A 19394-nucleotide genomic window follows, 5' to 3' on the forward strand; every position below is an offset into this window, starting at 1 on the left:
CGCACACCGCCGGGATGGGACCATGACCCGTGCGAGTACTCCTGGTCGAAGACGACCCGTCGATCTCCGACCCACTGACCGCGGGTCTGCGGCGGTACGGCTACGAGGTGCAGTTGGTGACGACGGGGGCTGACGCACTCGCGGCTCCGCTGCCCGACGTGATCCTGCTCGATCTCGGCTTGCCCGACATGGATGGGCTCGACGTCTGCCGTGAAATCCGCAGGAGCTCGTCGGTGCCCATCGTCGTCATCACAGCCCGAGACGACGAGATCGACACCGTGGCCGGTCTGGAGGTGGGCGCGGACGACTACGTCAGCAAGCCGTTCGGGGTGCGCGAGATCATCGCCCGGATCCGAGCAGTGATGCGGCGGGCGGGTTCGAGTACGGGGGCGGAGGCATCGACTCCGCCTCCGCAGCAGCTCGGCCCGATCACGCTCGACCGGGTCGCTCGACGGGTGAGTGCACACGGCGTCGAGGTCGCACTCGCGCCGAAAGAGTTCGACCTCCTCGCTCACCTCGCCGAGTCACCCGGCGCGGTGTTCACCCGTGAGCAATTGATGGAGGCGGTATGGGACGAACACTGGTTCGGCCCCACAAGAACGCTGGACGTGCACGTTGCCGCCCTGCGACAAAAGTTCGGTAACGCGCTCGTCCTGACGACGGTGCGCGGCGTCGGCTTCCGGTTGGAGGTCTGATGGTCCGCCGTCTCGTCGCGTCGTACCTCGCGTTGGTGGCACTCGCGTTGGCGCTGTTCACCGTTCCCGAGGGCATCGGACTAGTGAGCGCCTTGCGAAACAACCAGGCGGAGGTGGGACTGCGTGAGGCGCGCACAGTCGCGATCCTTCTCGCAACCGCCGATGCCGCCGATCCCGACTCTGCGGCGGGAGCGGAACTGGCGCTGCTCACTCTGCGCAGCAACCTGGAGGAGCAGACGGGCGGCCGAGTGGAGTTGCTCTCCGCGGACGGGCAACCTGCACTGGGCCGTCCGGTATCCGACCCCCTCGGAACCGATATCAGCGCGGCGCTGCAGGGGCGGGAAGCCGTCACGCGCGCCGAGCAATCTGTGCTCGGCGAGCCGGGACTGCAGGTCACCGTGCCCTCGAAGGCTCCGGACGGTACGACGGTCGGAGCGGTGCGTTTGACCTACCCGTCTGCTCCCGTCACCGCTCAGATCCGCGAGTTGTTCGGACTGCAGCTGGTCGTGGCGCTGGCGACGCTGGGCATCGCCGCGGCCGCAGCGTGGTGGCTGGCCCGATCGATGACGCGACCGTTGCGCCTCCTCGACTCCATGGCCCGGTCCCTGTCACAGGGCGACTTCACCGCCCGCACCGACCCAACCGACGCCGGACCGGCCGAGACACGACGGGTCGCCGAGTCGATGAACGACGCCGCAGAACAAATCAGCGAGCTCATCGCCGTCAAGAGGCGGTTCGTCGCCGACGCCTCCCACCAACTCCGCACGCCCCTGACCGCGCTGCGCCTGAGTCTCGACAATCTCCACGACGAGATGAGCGACCCCCACGCACGTGCGGCCGTCGACCGGTCGATCGCGGACACGGTACGTATGACCCGTCTGGTGCACGACCTGTTGACCCTCGCCCGCGCGCAAAAGCCCATCGACAACTCGATACAGGTCGATACCGCAGCAGTCGTGGACACTCGATTCGCCACTTGGTCCGCCGCAGCGCGGTCTCAGAACGTCACCTTGACCTCTCGCATTGCACCGGGCGCGCAGCTGATCGCAGCCGACGGTCACCTCGAACAGATTCTCGACAACGTTCTCGCCAACGCCGTCGACGTCGCCCCGCCGGGTACCGACATCGTCGTCGACGCGGCCGTGATCGGCGAGACGGTTCGCCTGACGATCGCTGATTCAGGGCCAGGACTTACTGCAGAGGACCGGCGCCGTGCGCTCGACCGTTTCTGGACCCGACGCCCCGGCGGATCCGGACTGGGGCTGTCGATCGTCGATCAGCTCGCCCGCGAGAACCGGGGATATATTGTGCTCGAACCAAACCCGAGCGGAGGACTGATCGTGGTGATCACTCTGCCGGCAGCGGCCCCGCTCCGAAATCGCTCACGACTGTTCGGATCGAGCGGGAACACATCATGATTCAGGCCAGCGGTCGGCAGTGCCGATAACGAGGATTCCGTGCCGATGGACAGTCCTAACTCGTGCGATTCGCTCAGGCTGCTCGCCTCTTCACCTGCGCATGGACATACGCATTGCACGCGTCAGGGCGTGCGAGGCCAAGTCGAGAAGACGATCAGCAAACCTCCGACCAGCGCGGTGGAGATGCTCTGAGCAATGAGCTCGTCCGGCTGTGGCCTGGTGATGGAAACTTCGAGAAATCGCACGACAAGCACGAGAAACAACGTCCCCGCAGTTTGCCTCTTCAACTGCCCGAAGGACGTCGTCGTCAACGACTGTGGCAGATCGAGATCGTGAACGAACAATTCCCACAGTCCGAACCCCACGATCAACAACACGGTTGCGATGAGAATCGAGTCGATGCTCTCGAACAACTTGACCAACGCTGGATCGGACGACAACCCTTCGACGAACAACAACCGCACGAAGTCGACACCTTTGGCAAAGGCCCACACGTACGTCACGGCGGAAAGCAGCAGCGCAGTGGTGGCACCGATGATGCTGATGAATCTGAGCCGCGCAACGTCGAACCTAGGTGAATGCAACGGTTTCGGTGACTCTGGTTTCGGAGCCTGCGGTTGGTATCCGCCGCTGGTCGGTGCCGACATGACCGATCCTCTCGAACGTAACTGACATGCCTTCCGGTCGGTCGATACTCGAATGTCAACGACCGAACAGCTAGCAGTGATGAACTCGGCGAACAGGGGCACGACCGTACCAGGCTGCCTCGGTGCAACCACGACGGCCGGAACGACGATCGGATGCGGGGCGGGCCGTCCGCGCTACCGATCCGGACAACTATTAACGCGGTCGCACAATCTGTGCGGGAATGGTCACGTCATCGACCAGCGGAACCGGATCGGCCGTGAAGTGTGACCTCGTGTGGTGAGTAGCGGTTCGGTGACAACAGATCAAAAGGGAAGCCCCACCACTGCGTCCTTCCCACACCACCTTCATTCGAGCAGTGTGAGTTCACACCGATAACCGTGCTCGAGCCGATCGATCGAATTGAGCAGTCGGCATGCCTTCTCCGGACTCTTGAGCACGGACATCAGTCCCCTTCAACGTTCGTCGCCAAGTGCCGACATCACTACAAGCTCATGGCCGGCCCGCGTGATCACTAGTTCCGTACGCTCGTCCACGACAGGCAATCGAGTTGCCGGGCACGGAGGCCGTGGCATAGCGATCCACTGTTCGAGTTGAGTCAGCAAGGGCAGCGGCGTCTCGTGTCTGTTGACCCGTACCTTTCAGTGGAACCCGAAGGGAACAACCGCGAGAACGTCGGTTCAGATGCGCGGTCGCCGTCTATGTCTTGCAACTGCGTCTCCGTTTGCGCATCGGGTGCGGCAATAGGCCCGTCGACCGTTTCGGCTTGTGTCCACGAAAACTCGATTGCACCGGTGCGCCGAACATTCCCCCAGGCGTAGTCCACCCGCTTCTACGGTGAACAGTGCAAGTCCTCCCGCCGTCACCGCCATCACCCGTCCTACGATGTCGTTCTCGTCCGGCGCGAAATGCAGATGCGGCCTCAATCCGTCGTGGGTGGTCAAGTACACGCCGTTCACTCCGTCAACGAGCAATGAATTGACTGCACCGCAACGGATCTCAGCATTCTCGGCAACAAACACTGCTCGCAATCGAATCGTCCAACGCCGCAGCGCCCCAGTGGTTCCGTCGTCCACAGCAGACCAGCGGATCGCGTGCTTGTTCAAGACCTCTTCGACGCGGGAGGCCTTCCAGTCGCCATCGGCAAGAAGATTCACGAGCTCGGACGCAAGTTGAACACCGGTCATGTTGTCATGGTTGAACTGCACAACGGCATTGCACCACAGTTCCAGGAGTGCATCTAGTTCTCACCGCAGTTGTCCCGATTATTGCCATCCTCGCGCTCGGCGCGGTGCTCAGACATCGTGTACTGACCGATGACGGGCTGTGGCGTGGACTCGAGTGGCTCAGCTATCGCGTATTCACACCCTCTCTCTTCGTGGTGTCCATAGCAACAACGTCGCTCGAAGAAATCTCTACAGGGCCGCTGGTTTTCAGCATTGCGATCCCTGTGGTCGTGGTATCAATCGCTCTCGTCGCGAGCCGGCGACTCCTGCGCGCGAACGGACCACAGCTGACGTCGCTAGTACAAGGCAGCATCCGCATCAACACTTACATCGGCCTTATTTTCGCATCGGCGTTGAACGGTACCGAGGGCGTCGCCACCTTCGCCCTCGCGGCCGCCGTGATGGTTCCGCTGGTCAATGTCATTTCTGTCACCGTCCTGTCGGTGCACGGACGCAGGGCCGGCGACCGACCCCGCTCACGCCTGTGGCGACACATCGCCGGAAACCCGCTGATCCAGGCATGTGCGCTCGGTTTGATGCTCAACATCAGCGGCGTGGGTCTACCGGAATCGATCGCGGGACCGCTGACGATGCTTGCTCAACCCGCTTTGGTCGCCGGAACCCTGGTAGCCGGTGCTGCCGTGACACTGCGATTGTCGATACGAGACAGCGTCGACATAGCTCTCTCGTCCACCATCAAATTGATCGTGCTTCCGCTCGCGGCCGGTGCACTGGCCACTGCGGTCGGTGTGTCGCCGATTGGACTGGTCGCTGTCGTGCTCATCTGCGCTGTTCCTACGGCACCGTCGGCCTATGTCCTGGCCGCACTCATGGGTGGAGACACTCGATTGATGGCGTCCATCGCAAGTATTCAAACGGTGCTGTCGATGGCGACGCTGCCCTTGATCCTGAATGCCACCTCAGCTTTGTGACAATGACGGCCTTGCATCTAGTTCGTCGCCGACTGCGGGGTCGAGCCGCACGACCGGATCGACCCCGCAGTCGTTCGCGCCCGGTCAGCCAATCGGGCGGATGCACATCGCTACTGTTCCGCAACCTGCAACCAAACAGTCGTTCTCGACCGCACAGTAGTTCCCGGCCACCCGAATCGAAGGTCTCCTCGTCTAACCGGTGAGTAACTGGGAACTTTTTGCGCCGTTGAACGACAAGTGAGTGCTGGGCCGGATCCAGACTCAGCATTGGCGCGACGGAGGAGGGACACATCTGTGTATGACGATCTCCGTGACTACCACACGATGTTCGAGTCGATAGAACGGCGCGTACTTCGCGGGGAAAGCGTGACCGCTCTCGAGCGTATCGGACTCACGCTCGGAGTCTGCGTCTCCATCGTCGGACTGTTTCTGCCGTATGTCGGGACTACCCGAGGGTGGTCCATTTTGGTCAATTCGTCGGCTGCGCAGGAAGAATCGCCAAATATCATAGCGTCGCTGGCGGTGCACGCATCGGTCGTATTCTGCGTGCTGTGTTCGGCCGCAGCCCTGTACTGCTGCGCACTCCCAATTACCGTCCTCACAGCTACCGGTTGCGCAGGGGCGACGTGCCTGTTGTCGGCGACCGTGTCCTCTCACATGTCACACACGGAGCCGTCGGGCCTATCCGGTCCGGGTCCAGGCCTGATTGCCGCAACCATCGGTGCCGCCGTTCTGGCCGGACTGTGGATGCGCGCAGCAGCACATTCCCAGTTTCAGTTCCTTCGAAAATGGCTCCGCTCGCAGAATGCTCACCACGAAAGAAAGATGTAACAGCGTGTCGAAAGCAAACAAACAGTACAAGAACCAGATGGCCGCTGCAGAGCACAAGCGAGATGTCCAGGTGAGAATTATTCTCACTGCAGTCCTGGTCATCTTCGCTCTTGCAGTCGGGTTTTTTGTAATCCAGGGACGAGACGGCTCAGCTGACGCCGCGGCACCTAGATCCGTCACGGACAGCGGCGCTATTCGCGCAGTTTCGCCGGACGTCGAACTCACAGAAGGAAGCGAAACGCCGAAGAGGGTCCTGACTATCTTCGAGGACTTTCAATGCCCGGTCTGCAAGAGCTTCGAAGCTGCTTTTGGAGGCACACTCGATGAGCTTCGTACATCGGGCGTGGCGGCAATCGACTACCATCCGATCGCGATCCTCGATCGTATGTCCTCGACCAACTACTCGACGAGAGCCGCCAATGCCTCAGTCTGCGTGGCTGATTCATCGGTCGATACCTGGCTGACGTTTCATTCCTCGGCGTACGCGCAACAACCTGCCGAGGGTGGGGAGGGTCTCTCCGACGAAGCTCTCGGTGACATAGCTACAGCAGCAGGTGCGCCCGACTCGGTCCGTGGGTGCATCGAGGATGGCCAGCACGAAGACTGGGTGACGTCTTCGACGCAATCAGTTCTCGATCGGGACATCAACGCGACACCGACTGTCCTACTCAACGGCGAAGCACTCGATTTGACCACTCCCGAGGCGCTGTCTGCAGCGGTACGCGCCATCCCGTGAGTATCGGAGAGGGTATTGCGGAGATCGCCCGTCAAAGGCGGAGATCTGCTGGGCGCGCATCGAGTATGGCTCTCGTCTTGGGCGGAGCGATTGGGCTGGTTGCGTCGCTGATACTGGTAATCGAACGCTTCGAGTTGCTGATGGATCCAACCTACGTTCCGTCGTGCAGCCTCAATCCCGTCCTGTCGTGTGGATCAGTCATGACATCGACGCAAGCAGCCGTGTTCGGGTTTCCGAACCCGGTACTGGGCATACCGTCGTTTACTGTGGTGCTGGTAGCCGGCATTCTTCTGGTTGCAGAAGTGCCGCTACCCCAGTGGTTTTGGCAAGGCCTTGCGATCGGCATGACTGCGGGTGTGGTCTTCGTCCATTGGCTCATCTTTCAAAGCCTTTATCGCATCGGCGCCTTGTGCCCGTACTGCATGACGGTCTGGGCAGTGAGTGTTCCGTTGTGGGTCGTTGCCGCTTCGCATTCGTTCAGCACTGAACCGGTGTTTCTGAGGCGGTGGAAGTGGACTTTCGTCGTGCTGTGGTTCACCGTGGTCGTTCTACTCTGCGCCGAGCGATTCTGGAGCTATTGGAGCACGCTGGTCTGATCAGCGTCGCACGCCGCGTGTGCGCCAACATGCGACGGGAACTTTCACCCAGGCGCATCCGACTACTGAGCGAAACACCGGATCTCGATGCGCACAGAAGGGGCAGTTACCCGATGCCTACCGGAGAGACCTTGCGAACGTCGGGTTTCGGCACTGAGTCGTCTGCGACACCGAAACCTTCTGTGCTGTCGCAGATGCGTCCGGTAGTACTCAGACTCCACTTCTACGCCGGAATTCTGGTCGGACCATTCTTGCTGCTCGCGGCAGTTACAGGCCTGTTGTACACCATCGCCCCTCAACTCTCGGACTATGTGCACCGTCATGAACTGACAGTAGATCGAGTCGGGGCGAAAACTGTGCCACTCGGGGAGCAAGTCGACGCGGCACGCGCCGCGTATCCGGAAGGCTCGATCGCACAAATTCGGCCGCCGGTCGATGCCGAGGGGACGACGCGCGTCGTGTTGGCCGTCGATGATGTGCCCGCCGGATACGGCCGGACGGTGTTCGTCGACCCTTACACAGCGGAGGTGCGCGGAGAGCTCACTACTTATGGTGAGTGGTTGCCTGTGCGTGCGTGGATCGACGAACTGCACCGAAATCTGCATCTGGGAGAGCTCGGTCGCAACTACAGTGAACTGGCCGCAAGTTGGCTGTGGGTGGTAGCGCTCGGGGGACTCGTGCTCTGGGTGGACAGGGTGCGACGACGCTCGAACTCCACTGCAGCTGCCGCAAAGGCCGCGCTCATTCCTGAGTTGAAGAAGAAGGGCCGGGCACGTGCACTGTCGTGGCACGGAACTGTAGGGGTGTGGATCATCGCGGCTCTGCTGTTGTTGTCTGTCACGGGGCTGACGTGGTCTCGGTATGCGGGAGAGACGATCGGGGATGTGCGAGCTGCGTTGTCCTGGACGACCCCCTCTGTCGCGACTGCACCCGACAGCTCGGCCGGTGACAGCGTGCACCACGCGTCCGAGGCAACGCAGGGATCCGACTCGGTCATCGACAGCGGTATCGGTATCGATGGAGTCGACGTCGCCGCCCGAGCTGCAGGCTTGCGCAGTCCGATGGAGTTCGTTCCTCCGACAGTCGCTGGTCAGGCATGGAAAGTGCAAGAGGCAAAGCGTGATTGGCCGACACGCTACGACTCGGTAGCGGTCGATGCCGTGTCGGGTCATGTGACCGACAAAGTCGATTTCGCCGACTGGCCACTGATGGCCAAGATGACGAATTGGACGATCGACGCCCATATGGGCATTCTGTTCGGCGTCGTGAATCAGATTGCGTTGGCGCTTACTGCCATCGGGCTGATCGCCGTCATTCTTCGCGGCTACCGCATGTGGTGGATGCGTCGCCCGGCCCGCGCAGTGGGGGTGCGCTTCGGGACACCTGTGCCGCGCGGGAGTCTGCGGCGAATGCCTCCGCTCGCGGCGACCGTTCTTGTCGTTGTTGCGGTCGCTATCGGGTGGTATCTACCCTTGTTCGGACTGCCTCTAGCGGTTTTTGTGGGCGTGGACACCGTGCTCGGTATGCGTAACCGCATGCTTGAAAGTCGGCTGCGCGCATGATCGCCGATGCTTCGCTGCGATGGATCTGCACTGCACTGTTCACGTTCGCCGCAGGATGGTGCCTGTTTCGCGTCGTCTCCGCCAGCGCGTCGAGTGTTCGCATCGGTCACGGGCTACATCTGTCGATGTGTACTGCAATGATTGCGATGGCATGGCCGTGGGGAGATAGCGTGCCACTACTACCGCAGGGTGTGTTCTTCAGTGCAGCGACTGTGTGGTTCACAGTGAGCGCGTTCGGTATACGCAGTGCCACCAAGAATTCGATTGCCGGTGCATCCGCTCATGGATCGATGACGAATATTTATCACGCGGTCATGATGGCCGCAATGGTATGGATGCTTGCCGTTATGGCGGGAGGGGTACCGGGCACCGTTGCCCATCATCACACAGTGGACTCAGTGCAGACCGAACTCCATTCGCATACAACAGGAATGAGCGCGGGCGCGCATGCGAATGCTGCGCCCGAACCTGCCTGGGTTTCGGCCGTCTCGCTCGCAGCGGCTTTGGCCTTCGGGGCTGCTGCAATCATATGGTTGCATCGAATGTTCGTCGTCGATCAACAAGTAGCGATGGCTCCGGCTGGAAGACGCACGGGAGCCACGACGCTACCCGGTTCAAGTCTGGAGACGGTCTCGGCGTCGAGCGAGGTGGCGATGGCTGCCGGCATGGCCATCATGTTCGGTGTGATGTGAACGCCAGACCAACACACGCCCGCCCGGCAGAATTCGTCCCGACGTCGAACGAGGATCTGTGACAACTGCATTCCGCACTCACCAGCACGCAACTCGGTCGAGATGGGCGACTGGCGTTGTCTTAGCGGTCGCCGTTGCGCTGGTCGTATCGGTTACCGCTATATCGGGCGAGAGCAGATATACGGCAACCGGGGACTCGTATCCCGGAATGTTCACGTCCGTGGCATATGTCCTGCTGCGCTTCGTTGCTGCGCTCTCCGGTGCGTGGGCGCTGGGGTCGCTGTTCTTTGCCCTGACGTGCACACGTTTCACCCGCGCTGGTCGGGTCGGACCGGATGGGTACGCGGCCCTGTCGACGGCGGGCCGCGCAGGGGTGGTCTGGCTGGTTTCCGCTGTTGCACTGATTCCCTTGTCTGCTGCCGACGCAACCGGAATCGGAATCGGAGAGGCTGTGCAGCGTGGTGTCATTGCCGATCTGATCCCTCCGAACGAGGCTCCCAAGGCGTGGATGGTCACGGCGATCGCTGCGGCGATCGTCTCGATCGTGACCCGTTTCACTTTGAACTGGGTGCCGATGGCTATCGCTGCTGCCATAACGGCAATCGGAGTTCTCCCTGCATGGGTCATTGGCAATGCTGGTCAGGGCCCAAATCATGACATCGCCACCAGCGCAATCATTGTCGCGATTCTGGCATTGTCGGTATGGACTGGTTCGACGATCAGCCTGAGGTCTCGGCTTCACCGCAATGTCGGCGAGCAAGCAACCGATTCCGTAGTGGCCGTCACCCGATACGGCGCGATCGCGATCAGTGCTGCGATTCTTACGCTGAGCCTTCTCTTAGTGGTGATGATCATTGTGCTGCCACTCGATTCAGTTCTCACGTCTTCGTACGGACGGCTTGCCATCAGCGTCGCGGTGTTGCTCCTCGGTGCATTCATCTCGGTCACTCTCTCAGGCCGTCGCAGACGCCGGTCGAAAGAGAGCGGGCCACCTTATCTGCTGTCTGACATGGTCTCTGTGTCCCTCGTCGTCGCCTGGGCCGTGATCGTCTTGATGGCTGTACAGCCGGCCCCGGCATTTTTGTCGGCTCCGTCCACGGTCTATGACATCTTTCTCGGATTCGAACCGGAAGGTCCCCCGTCCGTTGGTCAGTTCCTTTCTTTCTGGCGTTTCGATTTCGTCACCGGCGGGGCGGCGTTGGTATTTGCGGGGCTCTACGCGTGGGCAGTGATGTGCTTGAAGAGACGCGGAGACAAGTGGCCGGTTGGGCGCGTCGTCGCCTGGATGGCAGGGTGCCTAGCGCTGTTGATAGCGACCAGTTCGGGTGTGGGCGCATACGGATCGGCGATGTTCAGCGTGCACATGGGGGTGCACATGACGTTGAACATGTTCGTTCCGGTGCTGCTCGTCCTCGGCGGACCGATCACTCTCGCACTAAGGGCTCTGTCGCCAGTGCATGACGGTGGTATGCCTGGGCCGCGAGAATGGATCGTTCTGTTCGTACATTCGGCGCTCACACGTGTTCTCGCCAATCCCGGCGTTGCTGTCGGATTGTTCGTTCTCTCGCTCTACGCGGTCTATTTCAGTCCGATCTTCGATGAACTGGTGCGCTATCACTGGGGTCATGAACTGATGAACATCCATTTCATCATCACCGGTTATCTCTATTATTGGGTCATCATCGGAATCGATCCGGGCCCGAAACGATTGCCCCACCTCGTTCGCCTGGCACTACTCTTCGCGGTCATGCCGTTTCACGCATTCTTCGGCATAGCCGTGATGACCATGGATCGACTGATCGGCGGAGCCTTCTATCGCTACCTGGACCTACCGTGGGTGCAGGATTTGGCAAGTGACCAACGTTTCGGAGGTGGACTGGCCTGGGCGTCGAGTGAGGTGCCACTGGTACTCGTTGTAGTCGCGCTGGTCACTCAATGGGGACGCCAGGACAGAAAAACGGAGACTCGCGAAGATCGAGCTGCCGACAACAACAACGACGACGAACTCACCGCCTACAACGCCATGTTGGCCGAATTGGCTAGAACCCGGAAATAAGGGGCAAGCAATGGCTCGAGCAATCTACCTCCTCGTCCTCATCACTCTGATCGGGGCCGCAGCACTACTGGCCTCTCGCGCCACCAGCTGGCGCGATCCACACTGGGTTGGAGTTCTCGGGATAATCACGGTTACGGCTTTTTTCGCATACGAAATGGGACGCTGGACAACAAACTGAATTCGGATAATAGTATTCCACTTTCTCAGAATTCGTCTCGGAAAGCTCCGATCGAGCCTGGATGCGGAATGTACCCAATGCGACACGGGGATCCGCGGCTCAGTGCAGACCCCGTGTTGCCTTGTTCGTCGATTGCTACTGCGCTCGGCGGTAACGGCGGAGGCGGAGACTGTTGGAGACAACGAAGAATGAGGAGAAGGCCATGGCAGCACCGGCAAGAAGTGGGTTCAGCAGACCCGCAGCAGCTATGGGAATGGCAGCGATGTTGTAGCCGAAAGCCCACACCATGTTGCCCTTGATGGTAGCGAGGGTGGCCTTGGCCAAACCCAACGAGTCGACAACCGCACCGAGATCATCGCGCACAACGATGATGTCTGCAGCACCGATGGCGACGTCGGTTCCTGCACCGATTGCCAATCCGAGATCGGCGGTGGCCAAGGCTGGTCCGTCGTTGATGCCATCGCCGACCATTGCCACCGTTCGCCCGGCTTCCTGAAGCGATACGACGATCTCGACCTTTCCTGCCGGCAGAACCTCTGCTATCACCTCATCGATCCCGACGGCGTCGGCGACGACCTGTGCGGCAAATGCGTTGTCCCCGGTCACCATCAGAGTCCGCAGCCCGAGAGCTCGCAGTTGCGCGATCGCGTCCGCAGCGGAAGCTTTGACCGTATCGGAGACGATCAGAACTGCACGCACCGTCTCGTCCACCGCGAGGTATACCGCTGTGGCCCCGATTCTTTCACTGTTGTTCTGCGCGTGACGCAGTGTGTCGGCAATGACCCAACCGCGGTTCTCGAACAACCGGCGCCGACCGATTTCGACGGAACGCCCGGCCACGAAACCTCGTGCACCCATTCCTGGCATCGCGGCGAAATCATCAACCACTGGCAGCACGTCGGCGCGCGCGCGGGCTGCGCCGACGATGGCCGCCGCGATGGCGTGTTCGGACGCGTGCTCTACCGCTCCAGCAAGGAGCAACAGCTCATCCTCGTTTTCGTCGGGCAGTGCCACGATCGACTCGAAAGTCAGTGCGCCGGTCGTGATGGTTCCGGTCTTGTCGAATACAACGGTGTCCACAGTCCGCGTGGCTTCCAGGGCCTGGTGACCTTTGATGAAGATTCCGAGTTGTGCTCCACGTCCAGAGGCAACCATCAGGGCAGTCGGCGTCGCCAATCCGAGTGCGCAGGGACACGCGATGATCAGGACGGCGAGGGCGGCGCTCACTGCCGCATCGACATCTTCGCTGCTGACGGCCCAGGCAACGAAAGTGCAAATGGCCAGGGCGAATACGACAGGGACGAACACACCCGAGATGCGGTCGGCGAGACGCTGAAGATCGGCCTTCCCCGATTGTGCAGCGTCGACGAGCCTGATCATTCCTGCGAGCGCAGTATCGGACCCGACTGCTGCAGCTTCGACAATCAGACGGCCGTCCAGGACCACGGTTCCGCCGGTCACTGCGACTCCGGCGTACTTGTCGACGGGGAGCGATTCGCCGGTCATTGCGCTGGTGTCGACGCTGCACGCGCCGTCGACGACGAGGCCGTCGGCAGCGATGACTTCGCCGGGGCGCACGACGAACTTCTGGCCCTCTTTCAGCTCCGCGACAGGGATTCTGAGTTCTTCCCCGCTGCGCAAGAGAACCGACACGTCGCGAGCACCCAATTGGGCCAGTGCCCGTAGGGCTCCGCCGGCCCGGCGTTTCGCTTTGGCCTCGAAATAGCGGCCTGCTAGGACGAAGACAGTGACTCCGACAGCCACCTCCAGGTAGATCGAGTCGCTCGAGACGACGGCGGCCCATACGCCGCGTGTTTCGTCAGCTGTCGAGTCTCGGACGAACATCGAGTAGATCGACCATCCGGTCGCTGCGGTGATCCCCGATGACACCAACGTGTCCATGGTGGTCGTACGGTGCCGTAGCCCTGCAATCGCGGCTCGATGGAACGGGAGCGCTGCCCATCCGACTACCGGGAGGGCGAGACAGAGGAGGATGAACTGCCAACCGGCGATACGGGTGCTGGGGACGACTGCAAACATGATCGACAGATCTGCCAACGGAATGAACAACACGAGCGCAACCACGAGACGTCGAAAGATGCTTCGAGTATGTTCGTCGCCTGCCGAAGTATCAGTGCTGGCATGGTCGACGAATTCCTCCGCCCCAAAACCCGCGGCGTCGACTACGTCGCAGAGTTGCTGGGGCGTCATCGAGGGCGGTGCCTCGATGGTGGCCACCGCAGTCGCGTAGTTGACCGAGGCTCGAACTCCGTCGATCTTGTTGAGTTTGCGTTCGATTCGGTTGGCGCAAGCACCACAAGTCATTCCGGACACGGCAAGTGCGATTCGCGGTGTATCGGAGTCAACGGGTTCCGAAACTCGTCCATCGTCGACTACATCGCTGGGGGGTGTTGTGACTGACATGCGATCGGTTCTTTCCTCGGTATCGAAAATGCGCAAGTGAAATTTGCACCCTGCGTACTAGGCCGCGGGATCGTTCGAATCACGTAAATGACCGCGTCGACGCCCATACCTTGTGCCCTCGGGAAGCTCGAAATCGTCGGTGTCTTCCACCCGGCGATGCGGCGACGGTGAACCGTCGACTTCGCTGCGGCGAACCATCGCGGTAACCAAGACACCGATAGCAATAATGGCGTGCGATGCAACCCGTTCGGCGGTGACAGCTCCCGAAATCGTGTCGGTGATCACGAATGCGGCCAGCAAGACGGTGAAGGTAGCGAGTACCGGCATCAGCCCAGCAGTGGTTCTCGGCCGCCAGGCTGCTACCAGGAACCCGACACCGACAGCGACGTTCCATGCTGTGCTCTCGTTGAACAGGTGGCCCGCCATCGCATCTGGGCCCATGACCATTGCCTCACCGCTGTGGTCGTGGCCGATGCCGAAGATTTGGGTGGCACCGAGCGCGAGCTGGGCTATGGCAACGACGGCCAGCACTGCCCGCCATGGATGATCTGTGACGACCCACCGCACGGCACGTTGTGGGCGGCCGCGCGGTATCGGTACGCCTACCGCGGCGAGAATTTCGGACGTCAGATCCGGGGTACGGACTGCCGCACCGATCCGCAGACCGCGGGTGGCCTCCGACGCCGCTGCGTACCACGCTTGGCATTGCACACAGCTGTCGAGGTGTTCGTCCGTACGTACGGAGGGCACCGGCTCTCGCTCCCCGTCGATACGCGCCGACAGTGCTTCCCTGGCCAATGTGCAATCCACATCTACATTGTCGCGCAGGGCTGCCGTAAAGTTCCCGCTGCCCGTCCCCTACTCTGACGAACGTGAACTCGAGGGCCGACAGGGATGCACGCACCACTGAGCTGGCCCTTGCTGCCGGCCGGGGGGACCACCGCGCTCTGGAGTCGTTCATCCGCGAAACTCAGCGCGATGTATGGCGATTCATCGCTCATTTGAGTTCTGTTGCGGCGGCGGACGATCTCACCCAAGAGACGTATCTGCGTGCGATGAAGTCGTTGCCGCGCTTTGCCGCGCAGTCCTCAGCGCGTACTTGGCTCTTGTCGATTGCCCGACGCGTGGTGGTCGATCAAGTGAGATCCGCGATGTCACGACCGCGACTTGTCGGCAGCGATGACTGGATCGCAGCAGCCGACACCGCCCATTCGGAGTCCTCGACGTCGATCAATCATTCCGAGGATCTCGTAGAGGTCCGTATGTTGCTCGCCGGACTTCCTACAGAAAGGCGCGAGGCGCTGATTCTGACGCAAGTTCTCGGCCTGTCTTACGACGAAGCTGCGCACGTTCTCGGATGCCCGATAGGCACCGTCCGATCCAGAGTCGCGCGGGCACGCGAGCAATTGGTCGCAGCCGCCCGGGCAGACGGAGAAAACACCGGGTAGCGCCCCTCTCCTCAAGGTCGGTCCGATACTCCCATGGGGACTGTCAAAGCCCACGCGTTCATGGCATCGAGGACAGGGCTGAGTTCGTGACCGAGCGGGGTGAGTTCGTAGATCACTTTCGGCGGAATCTCGGGGTACGCCGTGCGAGTCACGAGGCCATGCGTCTCGAACTTTCGCAATCGGTTGGTCAGTGTATGCGCACTGATGCCATCGAGCGCCGTGAGGAGCTCACCGAAACGTTTGGGGCCGGTGAGTAAATCGCGGACAACCAGCGTAGCCCATGGGCCGTCCAGCAGGGTGAGGAAGCGGGTGATACCGCAGGTTTCCGCCGTGCAGTCCTCGAACTTGATAGGTCGCATAGTGCACCACTCTACTGTTGGTGCACTTGATGTAACCGATGCATCATATGCATTAATGGGAACATGACCTACATAGTGCATGGCGCTTCCGGTGCCCAAGGCTCACCCGTACTGTCCGCCCTGGCCGCCGCCGGCCACCACGCCACCGCCGCAGTGCGCAACACGTCGGCGATCGGGGGCTCCTCAGTAGCAGTGGACTACACCTCCGTCGACTCTCTTGTGAACGCCTACACCGGGACCGACGGCATCTTCGTACACATCCCCATCGGCCCAGTCGAGGATCAAATGGCGTTCGCACACGCGATCGCCGATGCCGTGCGCCGTGCTCGGCCGGAGCGTGTGGTGTTCTCTACCAGTGGGGCCACCATCGATGAATCGGCCTCTCCGTCTTCGGCAGCCGAAATCTTTGCACACCAGCTGGCCGAGAGCGGAGTTTCGTATGCCGTGATCGAGCCAAGACTCTTTCTCGAAAACTTGCTACTACCGGTCTCGCTGGGGCCGGTGCGTGAGGACGGCCGACTGATGTACCCGATCCGCGACGACTACGCCGCGTCTTGGAGTTCTCATCTCGATATCGCTGATGTGGCGGTTCGCCTCCTGTCGGATCACTCGGTCTCGGGCATCGTGTCGGTCGGCGCGCTACCAGGTCTAGTGGGTGACGATCTGGCAAAGGGGTTCGCCGCATACTTTGCCCGCCCGGTGGCCTTCGACGCCATCACCCCCGATCACTACGGCGACATGATCACTCCGCTTTTCGGCGAAGGCGCAGCGGGCCCGGTCATCGAGTCCTACCGTCACCGCGCGGCCCAGCCCGACGAGGTTATATCGCACGACAGGTCCGCCCAGAAACTGCTCGGCATCAGTCCGCGCAGTGTGCAGCAATGGTTGTCTGACCTCGGGGTATGAGCAGTCGCGGGCAGCACAGAAAGACGCTGGGGAGCGCAGCTGACAAGGAGTCGGCAGCCACCGGGAACTCGACCGTCACTCGCAACGACCTGTGACGAAGAACCGAGTACCGAACATCCGAACTCGAAGTCATCTGTCGATCGCCGCAGCGGGCGTGTGAGTTCAGTCGGTCACTGCTGCGATACCTCTCCGCCGAAGAATTGGAACACTCCCCTATGCCCTCATGGTCGCTTCGAGTCGATGGTCTGCACTGTCGAAGTTGTGTCGACACTGTCATCGACGAGATTTCCGAGATCCCCGGGGTCCGTTCGGTCACTGTGGAACTCAAATCCGGAGAATCCTCCGTTGTTGTAGTGGACGCAACCGAACACATCGCAGACGCAGTGGTACAAGCAGCGTTGCACGAGGGAGGCACATTCGACATCGTCGGCGGTCCGCCGGCATAAAGAATCACTCACAAGAATGAGCCATGTCACGGAACTTTTTGACCGGCCGACCCGACTACCTGGATGCATATAGAACAGGTCGCCCGATGAAAGAAGTTTGCTTTGCGCTCATACAATCGCTCACTCGGATGGACCGCACTCGCGGCCGTCGTATCCCTGGTCGGAATTAGTTGCGGCTCAACGAATACCACGGCGACCGAGACCGCCACAGGCACTCCCGCCGCAGCCGAGGGGACGGTGACGTACCCGTTGACCATTGACAACTGCGGTTACGAGCAAACTTTCACCGAACCTCCGAAGCGAGTGTTGCTGATGCAGGGTGCATCCGTCGGGGAGGTGGAGACACTGATTCATCTAGGTCTGGAAGATTCGGTGCTGGCCAACACTCAGCATTACGGCGTTTCCGATACCCCGGGAATGGTCGAGAAAGTCGATGCGCTTCCCACCGGAGACATCGAACTGAACGCAATGCTCGACGTTCCTGCCGAACAAGCGTTGGCGGCTAAGCCGGACCTGATCATCTCCACCTACTCCGGCGGTTTCGACAGCAAGTTCGGCTTCGCATCACGCGAGACGCTCGCCGACGCCGGAATCAATTCCATCGTCAACCCGGTCAACTGTGGTTATGCGAAGCCCGACAACGTTACGCCCGAGGAAGAAGAAGCGTATAGAAACGGCTCCGTCGAGTCCTCGCTCGAATTCATCGAACTGATCGGACAGATCTTCGACGTCGAGGAGCGCGCCGCGACCGTCAGCAGTGAACTGCGCGAGCGCATCGACGCAGTCCGGTCCGCTGTGGCCGACGAACCGAAGAAGAACATGCTCATCGCATTCCCGGATATGGCGATGATGAACGCCAACGGCCTTCCCGCGGTGTTCTCCGGCAACATCTACGACTCGGTCGTCGAATCCGCCGGCGGAGAACCGGTGTTCCGGGACGGAGGCTGGGGATTGACCTCCAGCCTGAGCGCCGAACAACTCGCCGCGGCCGACGTCGACACACTCGTTATCGGTGCCTACAAACCCAACGAGGATCTCGATGCAGAGGCCGCGAAGCTCTTCGCTGCATATCCACAATGGACAGCGGCGCAGAACAATTCCTACGTCAAGGTATCCGACGGCATCTACCTCGGACCGGCCAACGCCGATGCGATAGAAAAAATCGCCAAGGTTGCCCACCCTGACGCGTTTCAGGAGTGACGTCGGCTCTGCAACACACGCTACGAAATCGGCCGCTGACGTTGGTGCTGGCGCTATGTGTGGCCTTGTTGCTGTCAGCGGCCATTTCGGCAATTTGCATCGGATCCATACCGGTCCCACCCGCCCAGGTATGGTCCGTAGTTCGATACAAGCTTCTGCACGTCGGACCGGTGCCCGATCCGTTGTACGAAATGATCGTGTGGAACCTTCGAGTACCACGAATCGCCTACGCGGCCTTGGTCGGCGCAGCACTGTCGCTTGCTGGTGCGGTGCTGCAAGGATTGGTGCGAAATCCCCTCGCTGATCCGTTCGTGATCGGCGTCTCGTCCGGCGCATCACTCGCCGCAGTGGCCGTGATGTCCTCCGGTACGTCATTGGCCTTGCGCTCACTCGGCGTGCCCGTGGCAGCGTTCATCGGGGCCATCGCGACACTGGTCATCGTCCTGTTCTTCGCGCAACGGGGTGGGCGTTTCACCGGGGGCAGGATTGTGCTGGCAGGTGTTGCAGTGGGGCAAGTGGCAATGGCGGGAACCACCCTCGTGCAACTACATTCGGAGCCCGCCGAAATCCGCGGCATGCTGTTCTGGATCATGGGTAGTGTCGCTGGAGCCCAGTTCGAAAATCTGATGCTACCGACCGCCGCCATCCTGCTGTCTGCGCTCTGGCTCGTCTTTCAGGGTCGAAACCTCAATGCGTTGGCAATGGGCGACGACGACGCAATCGCATTGGGAGTCAACGTCGATCGGTTGCGACTGCTCTTGATCGTAGTTGTCGCGCTGTTGACCGGAGTATCGGTGAGCATGGCCGGTGGTGTCGGCTTCGTGGGTCTGATGATTCCGCATATTGCGCGATTCGTCATTGGTGCCGACTACCGAAGGTTGCTGCCGGTAGCGGCCATTTCCGGTGCAGCGTTCCTCGTACTCATCGACCTTGCCGCAAGGGCCATAGATCCGCCGAACGAGTATCCACTGACGATCTTCACTGCGGCGTTGGGTGGCCCGTTCTTTCTGTGGTTGCTCAAACAAAGCAAAACGGAGGCTTGAA

The 19394-nt window shown here is 61.0% G+C and carries 19 protein-coding genes; 14 read left to right on the top strand and 5 right to left on the bottom strand.

Features of this window, described 5'->3' with window-relative positions:
* Positions 1–29 precede the first annotated feature (29 nt).
* The gene (locus CH266_RS04180) at positions 30–695 is read left to right on the top strand and encodes a response regulator transcription factor (protein WP_094714791.1); all 666 of its coding nucleotides are present in this window, start codon (positions 30–32) and stop codon (positions 693–695) included.
* Positions 695–2113, top strand: coding sequence for a HAMP domain-containing sensor histidine kinase (locus tag CH266_RS04185; protein WP_094714792.1), 1419 nt, complete (start codon positions 695–697; stop codon positions 2111–2113). The genes CH266_RS04180 and CH266_RS04185 overlap by 1 nt, the downstream gene beginning before the upstream one ends.
* Before the next feature lie 122 nt (positions 2114–2235).
* Here the strand turns inward: CH266_RS04185 and CH266_RS04190 are convergent, their stop codons facing one another.
* Together CH266_RS04190 and CH266_RS04195 are read right to left on the bottom strand one after the other, a co-directional pair.
* Positions 2236–2760, bottom strand: coding sequence for a YqhA family protein (locus CH266_RS04190; RefSeq protein WP_094714793.1), 525 nt, complete (start codon positions 2758–2760; stop codon positions 2236–2238).
* 678 nt (positions 2761–3438) lie between these two features.
* Positions 3439–3966, bottom strand: a complete 528-nt coding sequence (locus CH266_RS04195; protein WP_080729426.1) for a CGNR zinc finger domain-containing protein — start codon at positions 3964–3966, stop codon at positions 3439–3441.
* Positions 3967–3992: 26 nt separating this feature from the next.
* Here CH266_RS04195 and CH266_RS26025 point away from each other — a divergent pair, with 26 nt between their 5' ends.
* From CH266_RS26025 to CH266_RS04230, 7 genes are all read left to right on the top strand, one after another.
* The gene (locus CH266_RS26025; RefSeq protein ID WP_032371922.1) at positions 3993–4916 is read left to right on the top strand and encodes an AEC family transporter; all 924 of its coding nucleotides are present in this window, start codon (positions 3993–3995) and stop codon (positions 4914–4916) included.
* Positions 4917–5240: 324 nt separating this feature from the next.
* A complete protein-coding gene (locus CH266_RS26095; protein WP_441347012.1) occupies positions 5241–5747 on the top strand; it encodes an Rv2732c family membrane protein in 507 nt (168 codons plus the stop codon).
* A complete protein-coding gene (locus CH266_RS04210; protein ID WP_080729425.1) occupies positions 5722–6483 on the top strand; it encodes a DsbA family protein in 762 nt (253 codons plus the stop codon). Before CH266_RS26095 ends, CH266_RS04210 begins: the two co-directional genes overlap by 26 nt.
* Before the next feature lie 65 nt (positions 6484–6548).
* Positions 6549–7079, top strand: a complete 531-nt coding sequence (locus CH266_RS04215; RefSeq protein WP_080729424.1) for a vitamin K epoxide reductase family protein — start codon at positions 6549–6551, stop codon at positions 7077–7079.
* 194 nt (positions 7080–7273) lie between these two features.
* A complete protein-coding gene (locus CH266_RS04220) occupies positions 7274–8641 on the top strand; it encodes a PepSY-associated TM helix domain-containing protein (RefSeq protein WP_094714823.1) in 1368 nt (455 codons plus the stop codon).
* Positions 8638–9333 carry a DUF5134 domain-containing protein gene (locus CH266_RS04225; protein WP_052069034.1) on the top strand — a complete coding sequence of 232 codons (696 nt, stop codon included), beginning with the start codon at positions 8638–8640 and terminating at the stop codon, positions 9331–9333. The genes CH266_RS04220 and CH266_RS04225 overlap by 4 nt, the downstream gene beginning before the upstream one ends.
* 409 nt (positions 9334–9742) lie before the next feature.
* On the top strand, positions 9743–11389 hold the full coding sequence (locus CH266_RS04230; RefSeq protein WP_255175836.1) for a cytochrome c oxidase assembly protein: 1647 nt from the start codon (positions 9743–9745) through the stop codon (positions 11387–11389).
* Positions 11390–11702: 313 nt separating this feature from the next.
* On the opposite strand, the gene CH266_RS04235 is transcribed toward CH266_RS04230, so the two are convergent.
* Together CH266_RS04235 and CH266_RS04240 are read right to left on the bottom strand one after the other, a co-directional pair.
* Complete coding sequence (locus CH266_RS04235) at positions 11703–13892, bottom strand: heavy metal translocating P-type ATPase (RefSeq protein WP_230593087.1); 2190 nt, start codon at positions 13890–13892, stop codon at positions 11703–11705.
* Between the two features lie 156 nt (positions 13893–14048).
* On the bottom strand, positions 14049–14789 hold the full coding sequence (locus tag CH266_RS04240) for a zf-HC2 domain-containing protein (RefSeq protein WP_176457007.1): 741 nt from the start codon (positions 14787–14789) through the stop codon (positions 14049–14051).
* 74 nt (positions 14790–14863) lie between these two features.
* Here CH266_RS04240 and CH266_RS04245 point away from each other — a divergent pair, with 74 nt between their 5' ends.
* Complete coding sequence (locus tag CH266_RS04245) at positions 14864–15439, top strand: sigma-70 family RNA polymerase sigma factor (protein WP_032371917.1); 576 nt, start codon at positions 14864–14866, stop codon at positions 15437–15439.
* 11 nt (positions 15440–15450) lie between these two features.
* Here CH266_RS04245 and CH266_RS04250 read toward each other — a convergent pair whose 3' ends face one another.
* Positions 15451–15798, bottom strand: a complete 348-nt coding sequence (locus tag CH266_RS04250) for a winged helix-turn-helix transcriptional regulator (protein WP_052069031.1) — start codon at positions 15796–15798, stop codon at positions 15451–15453.
* 63 nt (positions 15799–15861) lie between these two features.
* On the opposite strand from CH266_RS04250, the gene CH266_RS04255 reads away from it, so the two are divergent.
* From CH266_RS04255 to CH266_RS04270, 4 genes are all read left to right on the top strand, one after another.
* Positions 15862–16704 carry an NmrA family NAD(P)-binding protein gene (locus CH266_RS04255; RefSeq protein ID WP_032371916.1) on the top strand — a complete coding sequence of 281 codons (843 nt, stop codon included), beginning with the start codon at positions 15862–15864 and terminating at the stop codon, positions 16702–16704.
* A gap of 215 nt (positions 16705–16919) precedes the next feature.
* A complete protein-coding gene (locus tag CH266_RS26030; RefSeq protein WP_032371915.1) occupies positions 16920–17150 on the top strand; it encodes a heavy-metal-associated domain-containing protein in 231 nt (76 codons plus the stop codon).
* Positions 17151–17399: 249 nt separating this feature from the next.
* Complete coding sequence (locus tag CH266_RS04265) at positions 17400–18350, top strand: ABC transporter substrate-binding protein (protein ID WP_217900712.1); 951 nt, start codon at positions 17400–17402, stop codon at positions 18348–18350.
* A complete protein-coding gene (locus CH266_RS04270) occupies positions 18347–19393 on the top strand; it encodes a FecCD family ABC transporter permease (protein ID WP_218829405.1) in 1047 nt (348 codons plus the stop codon). Before CH266_RS04265 ends, CH266_RS04270 begins: the two co-directional genes overlap by 4 nt.
* The last annotated feature ends 1 nt before the right edge of the window (position 19394 follow it).

The organism is Rhodococcus sp. 06-1474-1B (assembly GCF_002258885.1).
Classification (GTDB): Bacteria; Actinomycetota; Actinomycetes; order Mycobacteriales; family Mycobacteriaceae; genus Rhodococcoides; species Rhodococcoides fascians.